This is a genomic window from Flavobacterium artemisiae, assembly GCF_042678225.1.
Taxonomy (GTDB): Bacteria; Bacteroidota; Bacteroidia; order Flavobacteriales; family Flavobacteriaceae; genus Flavobacterium; species Flavobacterium artemisiae.
This window is the reverse complement of record NZ_JBHUDZ010000012.1, coordinates 1073737-1088168: the sequence shown is the minus strand read 5'-3', so window position 1 is coordinate 1088168 and position 14432 is coordinate 1073737. Positions and strand designations below refer to the sequence as shown.

The 14432-nt window shown below is 33.0% G+C and carries 14 protein-coding genes and 1 tRNA gene; 8 read left to right on the top strand and 7 right to left on the bottom strand.

Annotated elements, in window-relative coordinates:
* The first annotated feature begins 9 nt into the window (after positions 1–9).
* The 3 genes from ACFSC2_RS15485 to ACFSC2_RS15475 all read left to right on the top strand — a co-directional run bounded on the left by ACFSC2_RS15485 (position 10) and on the right by ACFSC2_RS15475 (position 3539).
* Entirely contained in the window at positions 10–672 is a 663-nt protein-coding gene (locus ACFSC2_RS15485; RefSeq protein ID WP_379814473.1) for a hypothetical protein, read from the top strand.
* Between the two features lie 39 nt (positions 673–711).
* Positions 712–2991, top strand: coding sequence for a fibronectin type III domain-containing protein (locus ACFSC2_RS15480; RefSeq protein WP_379814474.1), 2280 nt, complete (start codon positions 712–714; stop codon positions 2989–2991).
* Positions 2992–3068: 77 nt separating this feature from the next.
* The gene (locus ACFSC2_RS15475; RefSeq protein WP_379814475.1) at positions 3069–3539 is read left to right on the top strand and encodes a phage holin family protein; all 471 of its coding nucleotides are present in this window, start codon (positions 3069–3071) and stop codon (positions 3537–3539) included.
* 92 nt (positions 3540–3631) lie between these two features.
* On the opposite strand, the gene ACFSC2_RS15470 is transcribed toward ACFSC2_RS15475, so the two are convergent.
* From ACFSC2_RS15470 to ACFSC2_RS15460, 3 genes are all read right to left on the bottom strand, one after another.
* A complete protein-coding gene (locus tag ACFSC2_RS15470; protein WP_379814476.1) occupies positions 3632–4315 on the bottom strand; it encodes a hypothetical protein in 684 nt (227 codons plus the stop codon).
* Positions 4316–4566: 251 nt separating this feature from the next.
* Positions 4567–6033: a glycoside hydrolase family 130 protein gene (locus ACFSC2_RS15465; protein ID WP_379814477.1), complete on the bottom strand. Its 1467-nt coding sequence runs from the start codon at positions 6031–6033 to the stop codon at positions 4567–4569.
* A 306-nt stretch (positions 6034–6339) separates the two neighbouring features.
* The gene (locus ACFSC2_RS15460) at positions 6340–6582 is read right to left on the bottom strand and encodes a hypothetical protein (RefSeq protein WP_379814478.1); all 243 of its coding nucleotides are present in this window, start codon (positions 6580–6582) and stop codon (positions 6340–6342) included.
* A gap of 430 nt (positions 6583–7012) precedes the next feature.
* Here ACFSC2_RS15460 and ACFSC2_RS15455 point away from each other — a divergent pair, with 430 nt between their 5' ends.
* The 4 genes from ACFSC2_RS15455 (at position 7013) to ACFSC2_RS15440 (ending at position 9918) form a co-directional block, all read left to right on the top strand.
* Positions 7013–7558 carry a DUF4494 domain-containing protein gene (locus ACFSC2_RS15455; protein WP_379814479.1) on the top strand — a complete coding sequence of 182 codons (546 nt, stop codon included), beginning with the start codon at positions 7013–7015 and terminating at the stop codon, positions 7556–7558.
* Between the two features lie 155 nt (positions 7559–7713).
* Complete coding sequence (locus tag ACFSC2_RS15450; RefSeq protein ID WP_379814480.1) at positions 7714–9237, top strand: glycosyltransferase family 39 protein; 1524 nt, start codon at positions 7714–7716, stop codon at positions 9235–9237.
* Complete coding sequence (locus ACFSC2_RS15445; RefSeq protein WP_379814481.1) at positions 9230–9754, top strand: DUF4269 domain-containing protein; 525 nt, start codon at positions 9230–9232, stop codon at positions 9752–9754. Before ACFSC2_RS15450 ends, ACFSC2_RS15445 begins: the two co-directional genes overlap by 8 nt.
* Before the next feature lie 91 nt (positions 9755–9845).
* Positions 9846–9918, top strand: a tRNA-Met gene (locus tag ACFSC2_RS15440).
* On the opposite strand, the gene ACFSC2_RS15435 is transcribed toward ACFSC2_RS15440, so the two are convergent.
* The 4 genes from ACFSC2_RS15435 to ACFSC2_RS15420 all read right to left on the bottom strand — a co-directional run bounded on the left by ACFSC2_RS15435 (position 9878) and on the right by ACFSC2_RS15420 (position 13071).
* Positions 9878–11530: a recombinase family protein gene (locus ACFSC2_RS15435; protein ID WP_379815443.1), complete on the bottom strand. Its 1653-nt coding sequence runs from the start codon at positions 11528–11530 to the stop codon at positions 9878–9880. The two genes, ACFSC2_RS15440 and ACFSC2_RS15435, sit on opposite strands and share 41 nt — an antisense overlap.
* Positions 11531–11540: 10 nt before the next feature.
* Positions 11541–11801 carry a hypothetical protein gene (locus ACFSC2_RS15430; RefSeq protein ID WP_379814483.1) on the bottom strand — a complete coding sequence of 87 codons (261 nt, stop codon included), beginning with the start codon at positions 11799–11801 and terminating at the stop codon, positions 11541–11543.
* Between the two features lie 369 nt (positions 11802–12170).
* On the bottom strand, positions 12171–12605 hold the full coding sequence (gene mobA, locus ACFSC2_RS15425; RefSeq protein ID WP_379814485.1) for a conjugal transfer protein MobA: 435 nt from the start codon (positions 12603–12605) through the stop codon (positions 12171–12173).
* A 151-nt stretch (positions 12606–12756) separates the two neighbouring features.
* Entirely contained in the window at positions 12757–13071 is a 315-nt protein-coding gene (locus ACFSC2_RS15420) for a hypothetical protein (RefSeq protein ID WP_379814487.1), read from the bottom strand.
* A gap of 257 nt (positions 13072–13328) precedes the next feature.
* Between ACFSC2_RS15420 and ACFSC2_RS15415 the strand changes: the two genes are divergently transcribed.
* A complete protein-coding gene (locus ACFSC2_RS15415) occupies positions 13329–14429 on the top strand; it encodes an IS3 family transposase (RefSeq protein WP_379814488.1) in 1101 nt (366 codons plus the stop codon).
* The last annotated feature ends 3 nt before the right edge of the window (positions 14430–14432 follow it).

Genomic DNA, 14432 nt, shown 5'->3' with positions numbered 1-14432 from the left:
ACTTTTACAATGAACAAATACACCGTTTTAAAATGGGAAAAATTGCTGTTATGGCTCATCCCTCCTATTCTCAGAAAAAGAACACATGCCGTTTGGCTTAACACATTGCTTGCACCTCTTCATTCGCTTTATGAAAATATTCTATACAAAATGCAGCACACGGGGCAGGTCATTTATTTGGAAAAAGTATTAAATGAAGCTTTTAATATAACAAAAGAATATGATCCAAATCTCAGCATCCAAGAAAAAAGAAAACGAGGATTAATTTACATCGACGAATCTGTCAAGCCTTCACTGCAATATTTGTATCTCCATAAAGAATATTATGAAAAGGATGAGGTTACGCCAGAAGGAAAGATAATTAAAGGTAAATTAAGAATGCCTTTATTCACGATTTTCAACAATGATGAATATTACAAAAACAAAAACAACAAACCTGTTTATTTGGCTCACTTTGATGATTATACAAAAGTATCATACGCCAACTTTAGAGTTTTTATTCCCGAAATTTTAGTTCAAAATCTAACTATTCCCGCCGAATTAAATGGAAACGCATCTAATCCGGAAACAGAAGCAATTAACGTTACTTCGATAGAATATCATAATCTGCTTAACTTCTATAAACTCGCTGGAAAAAGCTATGCAAGCTACTTGTATTATATGGCAACCTAAATCAGCAAATTAAAACAACAGAAATTTAAATCATCACAAATGAAACAAGTAAATTTTACTCATGCGGGAGGTTTTCCTCTTGAACAAGAAACATTAGAAAGACTGCAGACAGCTTATAGATCTGAGCTTTACGAGGCCATAAAAAAACATTTAAGCATTGAAACCAATGTCAATTACATCGTTGCGCCAGCAACTCCTAACACAAAAGGCTGGGCAATTATTCATCAAGACGAAACGGATGAAAATGGAAATGCAGTGGGAATTTTATACCCGATTAAGAAAAAAACTCCAACTTCATACTTAAAAACAACCAGAAAAAGTACCAATTTAATATACGGAGACGGATCATCTCAAACTGCTTATTACGATTATGAAGCAGAATATGTAGATGCTATGGGTAATCCTTATGCAGATGATATTGAAATTGTCATTTACTATAATTTAGCAGGTTTTGAAACCGTAAAAGATATTAAAGCAATTGAAACTATTCTAGATTCTATAGATGCTAATATCAAAGCTATAAAAACTAACATTACAAATGTTGAAGGAAATATAGAATCTATTGAAAATGAAATCAATACCATTAACCAAACCTACCTTCCGATAAATGGTTCAAAAGCCATGGAAGGCGATTTGAAGCTTGGAAATCATCATTTGTATTTAAGAAATAATCTAAATATTGGAAATTCAAATAATTTTTTATCAATAAACAATGAAAGTCAAGTAGTTGTAAACAATACGATAATCCAAACATTAATAGATAAAGTTACAGATTTAGAAAGGAAAACCGCAACATCAACAGCTTTTCCAATCGGAATGGTAGCAATCTGGGGGAAACCTGCACCTATTCCGGAAGGATGGGAAGAATATATTCCTTTAAGAGGAAAAATGCCTGTTGGACTTTATAATCCTTCTCAAAATGAACGTGTGGTACAAATTGGTCAAAAAAATTATTACCAAAATTTAACCTATTATTATAACGAAAATGGAGATTTAGTATGGCCTTTTGAAACTTTAGGAGATGAAGGTGGTCACGTTGCCAAAAATCTTAGTATTGATGAAATGCCAAAACACAGCCATGGATTGGGACTTGGAACTGGGGGAGCAAACTCTGATGGGGGCAGCGATTTTGTTAAAAATAGTACAACGGGAACAACATTCACAACAAAAGAAACAGGTATAGGAAAAGCTTTCCCACTTATGAGTCCATATAGAGTAGTTCAATTTATTGAATATAAGGGAACCACAAGCGATACTACAAGTCCTAGAAATTTAACCGCAACAAATATAAGCAGTACAACTTTAACTTTAAGTTGGGATGCTCCAACAGATTTTAGTGGTGTAACAAATTATTTATTGTACAAAGATGGTAGTCATGTCGAAACTTTAAGCAACGTTACTACATACAATGTCAAAAGTTTAACATCCGGAGTTAAATATAATTTCTATGTTATTGCAAAAAATGCTGCTGGAAATCTCTCAGGTACGAGCAATAAAATAGATGTAACAACTATTTTAGATGCAGCTTCTCCAACAGCTCCAACTATAACAGATTATTCTGTGGAAACCAATTACATCACATTTTCATGGTCTGCTTCAACCGATGATGTGGGTGTTGCTGAATATGTGGTTTATAGAAGAACATATAATGGTGACGTTTCGGAGTCATATTTAGGAACTCCAGATAACTTTTGCACTGTTTTCGGTTCATTCAACACAATATATTACTTCAGAGTAAGGGCTAAAGATGCTACTGGAAAATTATCGGCTTATTCAAACGAAATTACAGTTGCTATGGGATCTGGTGGCAGCAGCGGAGGCGGCGGATGCTTCGACATAGAATCGCTGGTAACTATGGCGTCTGGACAATCTAAAAAATTGAAAAACATTGTTGCCGGAGACAAACTACACGGATTAACTTTCCCGAATGAAATTGATGAATCTGATGGAGATTACATGCTTTGGAATGGAAAATTAAGTGAAGCCGCTAAAGCAGAAGTAACTGTTGTCAACAAAAGAACCAGCATTCAGCCTAATTATTTCGAAATCAAAACAGCTGATAATACCATTAAAGTTACTGGATTACATCCATTATTGATTACTGAAGATGGGGAAAACCTTCGTTGGGTTTGTACCAAAAATGTTGTAGAAACTATGTTTTTAATTGATAAAACAGGAAAAACAAAAGCGATTGAATCGATTACATTCAAAGAAGAACCGTTGGAAGTTGCGCTGTTAGATGTTGAAGATGTAGACAATTATATCATTTCTGGAATTACTGCACATAATAACAAAGAGGAAATAGAACCAAATCCTTAATTCATCTTTACCATAATCTTTTGGGGTATAAAAACCCCAAAAGATTATCTATCTTAAATCTCAAAACCCCAAAGACCGTGATACAGAAAATCTCAGAGTACTTAAATGAATTAAAATTAGTACTCTATCTCATTTTTATCTATTTAGATATGGACACCGGAATTGTTAGGGTGCTATTCTATTTGATGGTTATGGATACTTTTTTAGGCATTGTAAAAACCATTGTTTTAAACAATGTCTTCAGTTTCAAAAAACTAGCTTTAGGATTTGTCTCTAAACTTGCCGTTTTATTAATTCCGACTGCGCTTGCGTTGATGAGCAAAGGCTTAAATTACAACTTTAAATGGTTTGTAACTATTGTTGTTGACTTACTTATTGTCAGCGACGGAATTTCGATCATAAGCAATATTATTGCTATTAAAACCAAAAAAGAAGTCGAAAATTTTGATGCGATGACTTTGATCCTCAAATCAATAAGAAATCGTTTAATTCTTCTCTTCAAAAGACTTCTCATTACTATTGATCCTAAATATCATCCAGAGAAATAAGTCTGGAATAGCATTTTTACTTCATTCAAAATTACTTTTATACTTTAATCCAAAAAAAAGCGCGAAAGTCAAATTTGATTTTCGCGCTTTTCTTATAATGATTCCTGAGCCACAGAGATAGACATCTCGCCTGCTCCACCTTGATCGTTAATTATTCTAAAACGTCCAGGATATTTGTCCCATAAACTTTTTTTGTTTCCGTAATAGTCCATAAAATCTTCGCATACAAAAACCGCATGTGCATTTGACCATGCTACAACACCGCAGAATTCACCGCCAGATAAACGCTTTAATCGCTCGATTTGTTTTCCTTTTTCGAAACCTAAATACTTGTAAATCGTTGGTGTGTATAATTCTCCTTCTTCTAAGTCTTCTAATGCTTTTTCGAAACTCTCTTCTTTGTCAATAATCTGTTTGTATTTTGCCATAACAGCATAGGCTAAAACGGCATAATCACGGATTTTTTTACTGTCTTCATTCTTTTTAATAAAAACAAAATCGGCAGAAATTGTGGCAGTATTGAGTTCTTTACTTGTCAGCGTAAAAGAAGCATTATTTTTTAAAGTTATTTTATACGTATTGTCATCTTCTTTTTCGGTAGTAAATAGATTGTCTAATCCAAAAATATTTAAAGACGCTTTTATAAAAGCAATTGACGAACAATTAGTACGTTCTCCCTGTTTAAAACTTTCGAATATACGATCTGAACTTAATTGTGAATAAGCGCTTGAACAAATAAAAATTAAAACTAAAAATGATGCTGTACTAAATTTCATTGTCTTTGGATTTTATAATTGTTTCCAATTAATTTTTGGTAACGTATATTTTACAAAGCTATAAAAATCATCTAAAAATTCATTTTTATTTCTTTCGATTTATTAACGTATTTATGTTCATTTTAAACTAAATTGTCAATAAATATCGCAAATCAAATCCTTTTCTTACATTTTTCAGATTTATTCGCTTCAAATTCTGTTCTTTAGTCTTTACGATTACATTTCATTCAAAACTATCAAAAAAACAAAAATTATTTACTTTTTTTCAACGCATCTATCAATTCTGCCATATTAACGACACTGTAAGTCGAACAATAATCTGAAACGGCATAAGGAAGAATTAAACTATCGTTATGAATTATAGCACCGCAAGAATAAACAACATTAGGCACATAACCTTCGCGTTCGTCTTCTAACGGAGCAAGGAGCGGTTCTGTAAGTCTTCCTATTTCTTTAGACGGATCGTCGAGATCAAACAACGAAGCGCCTATGCAATAACGACGCATCGTTCCTACTCCATGGGTAATTACAAGCCAGCCTTCTGGTGTCCATAATGGCGAACCACAATTTCCGATTTGTGTAAACTCCCAAGTAAAACGAGGTTCCTGAAGCAAAATTGGCGAATTCCATTGCGTCACTCTTTCCGAATACATAATGTAATTATTAACGCCGTCAATTCGGGCTAACATGGCATATTTTCCTTTTATTTTTCTAGGAAATAAAGCTAAGTTTTTATTTTGAGCACCAACTCCATGTAACGGCATTACTCTAAAATTATAAAAATCTTCGGTAGAAATAAGCTTTGGTAATATAGTGTGTCCGTTATAAGCTGTATAAGTTGCCATAACACGTTCAGAACCGTCATCGTCTTTAAAGCGTACAAAACGGGCATCTTCTATACCTCTGCTTTCTGATTCTGAAATCGGGAAAATAACACGCTCAGTAATATCCGAATCATGTTTGAATTGAATATCATAAAATGAATTCGCCAGCCAGAGAATTTCCTGAAGCGCCATTTTTCTTTCTTCTCGAATCAAAGGATCGCCCAAAGCCGTGTTGAGTATGTTTTTTAGAATAGCAAATTCAAATTCATTAGGCAGATCCTGCATGATTTGAACAATATACTTATCTGTAGTATGCATTTCTGACAGTTTAGTGAGAAATCGTTCTTTATTGAATAAGGTTTTATGTTCAATTTCTGCTTTATCAATATGATTTCCAATCTTCATGATATGCAGATTATTGTCTCTGTCGAGAATTCCTCTTCTAAAAACAATTGACGAAATATGTCCCTCGCCTGTAGCTCTAAAAGAAATAATTACTCGTTTTTCTCCAGCTTCAAGCCCAGTTTGGTCAAAATCTTCTACGATCGAAGGATTAAAAATTGCGGCCGATTCAATAGCATATTCCATTGTGCAGTAAGAACCTATAAGCATTTTTCGGTCAAGCGACATTCCCTCATAATCAATCTGCATCGATTCTATTATGGGTCTTATTTTTTCGCAATGTTTAAAAAATACAGCAGAAATATTTCTGTGTCGTCTGGCAAATTCGCGTAATGTCTGCTCTAAAGTCTGTAATACTTGTTTTTCATCAAGCATCATTATTCGGAGTACCATTTGCTGGGTCCGCTCATATCCGTTCATAAAATATCGCGCAACAACTCTTCTGGAATCTGGAGTGAATTTTATATTTTTTCGGACTACTGATACTCGCATAAATTTTTCTTTTTTAATTACAATGAATAAAAAGCACTTTTACCTTATTAAAATTTCAGCTTTAAAACTGTAAATCAAAACATTATAAAAGTACACTTGTTTTTGAAACAATTGACACTGTTTCTTATTTAACAACAAGTTAATCATTTTGTTAAAGAAAAAAAACTTAATTTTTTACTAAAAATTGCAATTAAGAAACATATTTTTTTCTTTTAGCCCTTTAAAAATAAGCTTTTCGAGAAAAAAACTACCCTAAACCAATGTAGTAAAATTCAAAAATGAAAACTACAGTAAAATGGAGCGAATTTAAGAATTGGTTTCTATAATGTTCTTTACGTTTTCAATAAACGCTTCGGTATCTTTAATTTCTTGTTTTATAGAAACATGATGCTCAGAAAGCTGGTATTGTTCCATCATGTCTTTTTTTAAATACTTTATCATCGATTCAAGACTTCTGGTATCTGTTTCCGATTGTCTTTTTAGTTCTCGCTGTTTACTCTGAAGATAATTTAAAGTTTCTTTTAATCTCTGAACGTTTAGTTTTCCCAATCTTTATTTTATTAAAATTATAGTATAAAAAACGATTCTTAGAAGTATGATAAGATTCTTGCTCCAAAAACTAATATCATTTGAATTTATCCCACTTCCAAAAACCGCTTTTACGCACTTACGTAGAAATACGGTTTCTGGTTTAGAAAAAAGAAAGAAAAATAAAGCATTTAACGCGAATTAAAAACAATTCATTGAAATACAATATCTTACATTTTTAATTTTATTAAAAGAGTGTACGCTAAAAACAAAAGATATTTTGAAAATAAAATTTCCTACAATCAATTTTGAGAATTAGTTTCTAAAAACGCATCTTCAAGTATATCAATAAATTAGAAAAAACATTTTCAAATTGTGAATATCTATTTTAATATTTAAGTTTTTTTTTTGATGTAAAATTTATCTTTGACACCTTAAAATTTTAAAAGAAATGAGCGCAATTTGGTACGAATGCAAAGTAAAATATAGAAAGACAGATGAAACCGGCGGACAAAAAGTTTTAACCGAGCCTTATTTGGTTGACGCTTTATCTTATACAGAAGCCGAAAAAAGAATGACCGAAGAAATGGCTGCTTATACTAGTGAAGAATTTAAAATCACGGCTATAAAAGTGGCAAATTATGCCGAAATTCATCCGTTTGAAAACGCAGATAGATGGTTTAAATCTAAGATCACTTTAATTGCTTACGACGAAGAAAGCGGTAAAGAAAGAAAAACAAGCATGTATATGCTGATTCAGGCAAATGATGTTCGTGAAGCTTTTGACAATACACTTCACGTAATGAAAAATACGATGGGTGAATATTCTATTCCAGCTATTACAGAAACAGCAATTATGGATGTTTTTCCTTATTTCAGCGGTGAAGAAGGCGAAACAGAAATGTTAGAAAGATTTAATACTCTTAAAGCTTCTAAACCAGAAAAAGCAGCAGAAATTATTGATCATATGGAATTTGAAACCGCTGTGGAAGAATAATTCAAGATTAAATAGAAAATTATTAAAAGCTTCAGATTTATCTGAGGCTTTTTTTATGTTGAGGTTACACTGCTGGTTTTTTAACTTAATCCAAAATAAATGATATATTAGCTTTAGATTTAATTTCTAAATACACGACCAAAAAACCAGTAGAAATGAATAAAAAAACCGTCATTCTAATCGGATTTATAATTTTAAAATTTGCATTGCAATATATTTTAATCAGTCCGGAATACGATTTACAGCGTGACGAATATCTACATCTCGATCAGGCGCATCATTTGTCTTGGGGCTATTTATCTGTTCCACCTGTAACTTCTTGGTTTTCTTATCTCATTTACCTTCTCGGAAATTCGGTTTTCTGGATAAAGTTCTTCCCTGCCCTTTTTGGTGCGCTTACAATGCTTGTTGTCTGGAAAACTATTGAACTTTTAAAAGGAAATAATTATGCTTTGATTCTTGGGGCGGTATGTGTTTTATTTTCGTGTCTTTTGCGCTTAAACACGCTCTACCAACCTAACTCGCTCGATGTACTTTGCTGGACTACTTTTTATTATTTTTTGATTCTTTATATTACAACAGAAAAATCAAAATGGCTTTATGTCTGCGCTGTTGTTTTTGCTTTTGGATTCCTAAACAAATACAATATTTTATTCCTTTTACTTGGATTAATTCCAGCCGTTTTGCTTTCAAATCAACGTAAAATATTGGCTAAGAAAGAAGTTTATTTTGCTCTTATTTTTGGCATTCTTCTCATTTTACCTAATCTCTTATGGCAGTACAATAATCATTTTCCGATTGTACATCATATGAAAGAATTGGCCGAAACACAATTGGTAAATGTAGATCGGATTGATTTTCTAAAAGAACAAATTTTATTTTTTCTTGGTGCCTTTTTTGTGATTCTGGCAGGATTGTATGCTTTCTTATTTTATAAACCTTTTAAAGATTTTAGGTTCTTTCTTACTGCGTTTATTTTTACACTGCTTATTTTTATTTATTTCAAAGCCAAAGCTTATTATGCAATTGGCCTTTACCCGGTTTATATTGCTTTTGGAGCTGTATTTTTATCCGATGTTTTGAATTCGTGTTGGAAACGTTTCTTAAAACCAGTTTTTATCCTGATTCCGTTGTTGCTTTTTATTCCGATGTACGATATTGCATTTCCAAATAAAAGTCCGAAATACATGGCCGAACATCCTGAAAAATATAGAAAACTAGGAATGCTTCGCTGGGAAGATGGAAAAGAACATCAGTTAACTCAGGATTTTGCGGATATGCTGGGTTGGAAAGAATTGGCCCGAAAAACAGATTCATTGTATGCTTTGCTTCCCAACCAAAAAGAAACCATTGTACTATGTGATAATTATGGACAAGCTGGAGCAATTAATTTTTATACACAAAAAGGAATCAAAGCTGTTTCTTTTAATGCTGATTATGTAAATTGGTTCAATCTCGATATTCAATACAAAAACCTAATTCGTGTTAAGGATTTTGAAGAAAACAGCACCGAATTTGCAGAAACGAGTCCATTTTTTGAAAAAGCATTTATTGGCGGACAAATTACCAATCAATATGCAAGAGAATTTGGAGCTACTATTTTTGTCTTTACGAATGCCAAAATAAATATCAACAAAAGATTGGAGCAGGAAATTGCTGAAGAAAAAAACTATGACTGATTTTACGAATATTTCTTATTTAAAAAACGGAAATCAAAGGCAAAAAATGGCGTTTGAAGTTTTGACACAATTTCGGGTTTTAGAAAATATTGCCGAATTTGATCCAATTTTAGTCGGCACAATTCCAATCAATATTGATATCGAAAACAGCGATTTGGATATTGTCTGTTGTTGGGAAGACAAATTATCTTTTATAGAAAAAGTGAAAGATTTATACGAAAAAGAAAGTCATTTTACCATTAACGAAGTTTTAATTGACAATCAGGAATCTGTTGTTGCGAGTTTTTATTTAGAAGGTTTTGAAATCGAAATTTTCGGGCAAAACATTCCGACCAAACAACAAAACGGATACAAACATATGGTTATTGAAGATGAAATTCTTCGTTTGCGAGGAGAAAACTTCCGCCAGGAAATCATAAAATTGAAAAAAAACGGCTCTAAAACCGAACCCGCTTTTGGCTTGCTATTAGGCTTAAAAGGAAATGTTTACCAAGAATTATTGGATTTCAAAATCTGAAAAAACGTGCCTTTATTTTAAATAATAAAAAATAAAGTACTAAAATTATTTGCATAACCGTATTTAGTGTGTATCTTTGCACCCGAAACATCGCGGGATAGAGCAGTAGGCAGCTCGTCGGGCTCATAACCCGAAGGTCACAGGTTCGAGTCCTGTTCCCGCTACAGAGAATAACCCATCAAAATTTTGATGGGTTTTTTGTTTTTTATTACCTCCATTAAGCCTTGTAAATGTTGATACTAACCTAAAAACAAGGTTTACTTTATTGGTTAGATATTCCCTGTTTTCAGCCCTAATTGACAATCCTTCTGGAAACACCAAGTTTTGAATTCTTATTTTACTCTCTATATCTCCCTCTCTCCAGTATTTACTGATGTTAGAGACTTTTTCAACTACCTTATCGATATGTCTGTTGTGGTTAGATATTTTTTTGGCATTGGAGTATATCTGGCTTTCAATCATCTTTAGTTCGGTCTCAAACTGAAGCGCATATCTATTGTATTTATCATCTCCAAAATTTGTATTCTCAAAATAGCGTTTATCCAAATTCTCAATTTTAGTTTCAATCTCTTTTTTCTTTAGAAGTAAGCTTTTCGTTTCCTCTTTAGCCTCTGCGTTCACAGCATCAAAGAATTTATTTAACTGTATTTTAAAAGGCTCTACAAATTTTGATTTTAATGTATACTTTGCCAATAATCTTTCGAAAGAATCATTCAAACCTTCCATTTTTGATTTTTGAGTGGTCAGAGCATTAAAGCTGGCATTTTTACATTTTTGGCATTTATAATAGTGTGCTTTCTTTTTTCGAACCTCATAACTTGTAAGCAGACAACCACACTCGCATCTTAAAAATCCTGTAAGGGGTCTAAACTCATTGACTTTGGTTTTACAATATTCTTTAACTGTGATTACGTTGTTTTCCGAAAGCATATTATCAACTTTCAGGAAATCTTCTTCACTAACTAATCCCGCCCAGTTTCCTTTCACTGGTTCTTCAATTAATGCATTAACTAAGATCCCGCAATAAAAAGGGTTGCGCCACATGGAACTAATCCCTTGTTTTGAAATAATCAAATCCAGTTTTTCAAGTTTCTGTCTGATCACATAATCTCTTTCCCCTGCAAGTTTCCATTTCCATGCCTTTTTTAAAATCTCTCCTTCCTGATTAATTGTAATAGATTGCGTGTCCTGCATTAAGGCATAGTCGCCTACTTTTCTTCCGCGCATTGTATAGCCTCTTGGAGCTTTGCCCAGCCAGTTCCCTGACCGTAGTAGTGCTTTCATGCCAGGAATTGTTTTCTCCAATCTGTCCATGTTTTCCCTTCTGGCGTCCAAAAGCTTGCTGTAAATATCCAGTTTACTGTATTCATCATTGGTGCATAGTCCTGATGATGTCTCAATTAGATGAACACCCAGTTTATCCACTAGCTCATGTACTATAGTGATAGCGTTGCCTCCTGTTCTGGAGAACCTACTGATAAATTTAATAGCAATTGCGAAAGGTTTCTGCTTTGAGCTTTTAACTTCTTCCAATAGTTTTGTAAACTCTTTTCTTGTGAAATCTCCAGAGGCGCTTTCATAAGTACCTCCAAGTATGTTCTTAAGTGTATAGCCATTCCTAGATGCGAACTGAACTATTTCACTGCGCTGTTCCTCCAGACTATTATTTACTAACTGTAGTTTTGAGCTTACCCTAGTGTAACCCCAAATTTCTTTTACCTCATCTTTTTGAGTTAGTTTTTCTTTTTGAAATTTTTTGAAATTTTCAATACTCATATTCTTAGTTTTAAAAATTATAAACTATTACTGCCAATTGAAACAGGCTTTCAATTATCTCCTGACCTTCCGCTTCGGATATTGTTTCAAAACCTTTACAACTTCTTAATTCTTCAATAGTTAATTTTTGCTGATTCTTTTCGGTTTTTCCTTTCTCATTACCAGAAACGCTCTCTCTTTGTTCGAGCATTATATTTATGCTCTCAGCATGTGGCTCTACTAACTCCCTGCCTATAGTGGTTTTTCTTTTATCCGTTCTTTCATTTCTCATCGTGCACCTCCTGCTCTAAACTGTAAAAGACCGCTTTCACGATACTTCCTAATTACACCTAATTATATTTATTTTAATAAATATAATTATGCATGTTTGAAGCTATGACGTTTATAGTGCCACTGGTACTCTTTGTCTTTTAAAGGCATAATATCCAAAACGAAAATTGCAGGCTTACAGCAATTTCAATAATTAAAGCTTGGCTAGAACATAACCGAAAGGTGTTTTTTCGATAAACAGCAATTAATAAAATCTTACCGATGTATCTTATCAATTATTTATATATGGCACACTGAAAATCATGTTTCATACATTAGACGCGAATTAAACACGTCTGTAGAATTATATTTCTTGAAATTCGCTGTTATGTCAAGGCTTTTTAATGTACTTTTCTTCAAATTCCTCTGTAAGCTGTATTATCTTTTTGGATAAAACAACGAGTTCTATTGTCTGCTTTTCGAGTTTGTACAGATATGCCGAAGCTTTCCTTTCGGAAAATTTTTGATATAAAATCTTTACAACCTGATTGTAATTTACCCCGACAGCCCTAAACTGGCTGTAAAATGAGGTCAGGCGCATATAATAATCCATTGTCGCTTTATCAATCTTAACTGTTTTTATTCCTTTTTGAAAAACACACGCTGTAATAAAGTGTGCCATTACATGCATCCCTGAGGTTTCAAAAAGAGTCAGGAAGCGGGCATTTTCTTCTGCATTAAGACTGATGGAATAGCGGTGGACGGCGGGATCTATTTTGGAAGGTCTTCCTCCTTTATTCCGATTCTTTTTTTCTTCATTTTCCATAACTTCTTATTTCAATTTCTTAAAACCAATATAAAATATACTCAGAGTTACAATCCAATTTGGAAGTGTTTGGAAGCAGTTGGAAGCATTTGGCTTATTTGTTCCTAGCCCAGTCTTAAACCTTTAATATTGGAATTTTTTTTATTTATAATTATCCAAAGAAATAATAAAAAGAAACCGAAGGTATGACGGGCTTAACAGTCTGGCAAAAAGACTTCGGCATAATGCCTTGCTCGTTCCTCTCAAGACACCCTTCGGGACTTATTCCGATTCCTTTTGGCCTGTCTGAATCCCGTCCTTTGGGATTGCTTTCTTTTTCTTTTTTCATTTTTTCTGTTTTCTTTTGGAAAAATATTTTTTTATTGGTACTGCTGGACTGGCTGAGCACCTGCTGAACTTTATGTATACATGCACGCTTGATTGCGTGACTGCTTGCAGGCTTGCAGGCAGGAATGCCAACCTGCATACATCCTTACCTACTTACTTGAGCACTTGAATACCTGATTGCCTTATTGCTTGATTGCTTGAATATCTTAGGACTTGTCTACCTGCATGCATAAATAATTGTATGCACAGGTTACCACTTTAAGTTTTAAATCTAGCCTAATTAATTTTTAACACACGGATAATAAAATACTTAGCGCAACATTATCTTTATTATTTATATACCAACACCATTATATTTCTTAAATTCACATAAGTATAGAATTTGAAATTTAAGAAATGGTAAAACGTAAAATTTATGACCGGGATTTCAAAGTAAATGCAGTCAAATTAACGCTTAAAACAAATGGTTTTAAAGTGGCAGAAGAACTTGGCATAGCGAAAACGAATATTTACAGATGGCAAGCTGAACTTAAAAAATATGGGACAGATAGCTTTTGTGGGGGAGGTCATTTTAGAACCTCCGAACAACAAAGATATTCTGACCTTAAAAGAACACTTAGGAAAGAACTTAAATATGCAGAACTTCAAATTGAGATTTTTAGAAGCGCAAGTAAGTATATTATTGAAGGGAAACCAATGATTTTTCATTTTATTGAAAAGAATCTAGATAGATATCCCCTTTGGCAAATGTGTAAAGTTTTAGGCATACGTATGCTTACATATTATAGATGGAGAGATAAAATATTTTCTCCAACACAACTTCAAAAAGCTTTAATTGAAAAAGAAATAACTTCTATATTTTATGAATATAAGGGTAGATATGGAAATGGGAAAATTTCCGCAGAATTACAAAGTCGCGGTTTTACATTAAATAAGTATTCGGTAGCCGATTACATGAAAAAAACGGGTCTTGTCAGTAAACTTAGTAGCAGACACAAATTATCTGGCTCATCATTTATTCCCCATAATCCTTATATTTTTCCTAATGTTCTAAATCGTGAATTTAAAGCTGACGAACCTTCTCAGGTTTGGGTATCGGGTATGACAAGGTTAGAAATATTGAAAGGACTTTTATTTCTGACAATTATTATAGATTTATTTGACAGAAAAATTATTGGATGGAATTTGAGTGAAGGGCTGACAATAAAGGAAACTTCAATCCCCGCTTGGGAAATGGCTCTTCGTAATCGTAAAACCAAGAAGGGACTTATATTTCATTCTGATAGAGGTATTCAATATGCTAACAAGATGTTTACTCGTAAATTAGACTATAAACATATTACACGAAGCATGAGTCGAAAAGGAAATCATTTAGATAATGAGATACCTAACAGCTTTTTTATTTCCCTTAAATCTGAACTAGCTAATTTAAATATGCATCTGACTAAACAACAAATGGAAGAAAAAATATCTGAATATATTGAAAATCTTCATTAAAAA

What these genes read in the sequence shown, in the direction of transcription:
- ACFSC2_RS15480 (WP_379814474.1), top strand. Translation starts at nt 712, where the DNA reads ATGAAACAAGTAAATTTTACTCATGCGGGAGGTTTTCCTCTTGAACAA.
- ACFSC2_RS15445 (WP_379814481.1), top strand. Translation starts at nt 9,230, where the DNA reads ATGACTGATTTTACGAATATTTCTTATTTAAAAAACGGAAATCAAAGG.
- ACFSC2_RS15420 (WP_379814487.1), bottom strand. Translation starts at nt 13,071, where the DNA reads ATGCAGGTTGGCATTCCTGCCTGCAAGCCTGCAAGCAGTCACGCAATC.
- ACFSC2_RS15455 (WP_379814479.1), top strand. Translation starts at nt 7,013, where the DNA reads ATGAGCGCAATTTGGTACGAATGCAAAGTAAAATATAGAAAGACAGAT.
- ACFSC2_RS15430 (WP_379814483.1), bottom strand. Translation starts at nt 11,801, where the DNA reads ATGAGAAATGAAAGAACGGATAAAAGAAAAACCACTATAGGCAGGGAG.
- mobA (WP_379814485.1), bottom strand. Translation starts at nt 12,605, where the DNA reads ATGGAAAATGAAGAAAAAAAGAATCGGAATAAAGGAGGAAGACCTTCC.
- ACFSC2_RS15485 (WP_379814473.1), top strand. Translation starts at nt 10, where the DNA reads ATGAACAAATACACCGTTTTAAAATGGGAAAAATTGCTGTTATGGCTC.
- ACFSC2_RS15470 (WP_379814476.1), bottom strand. Translation starts at nt 4,315, where the DNA reads ATGAAATTTAGTACAGCATCATTTTTAGTTTTAATTTTTATTTGTTCA.
- ACFSC2_RS15465 (WP_379814477.1), bottom strand. Translation starts at nt 6,033, where the DNA reads ATGCGAGTATCAGTAGTCCGAAAAAATATAAAATTCACTCCAGATTCC.
- ACFSC2_RS15450 (WP_379814480.1), top strand. Translation starts at nt 7,714, where the DNA reads ATGAATAAAAAAACCGTCATTCTAATCGGATTTATAATTTTAAAATTT.
- ACFSC2_RS15415 (WP_379814488.1), top strand. Translation starts at nt 13,329, where the DNA reads ATGGTAAAACGTAAAATTTATGACCGGGATTTCAAAGTAAATGCAGTC.
- ACFSC2_RS15435 (WP_379815443.1), bottom strand. Translation starts at nt 11,530, where the DNA reads ATGAGTATTGAAAATTTCAAAAAATTTCAAAAAGAAAAACTAACTCAA.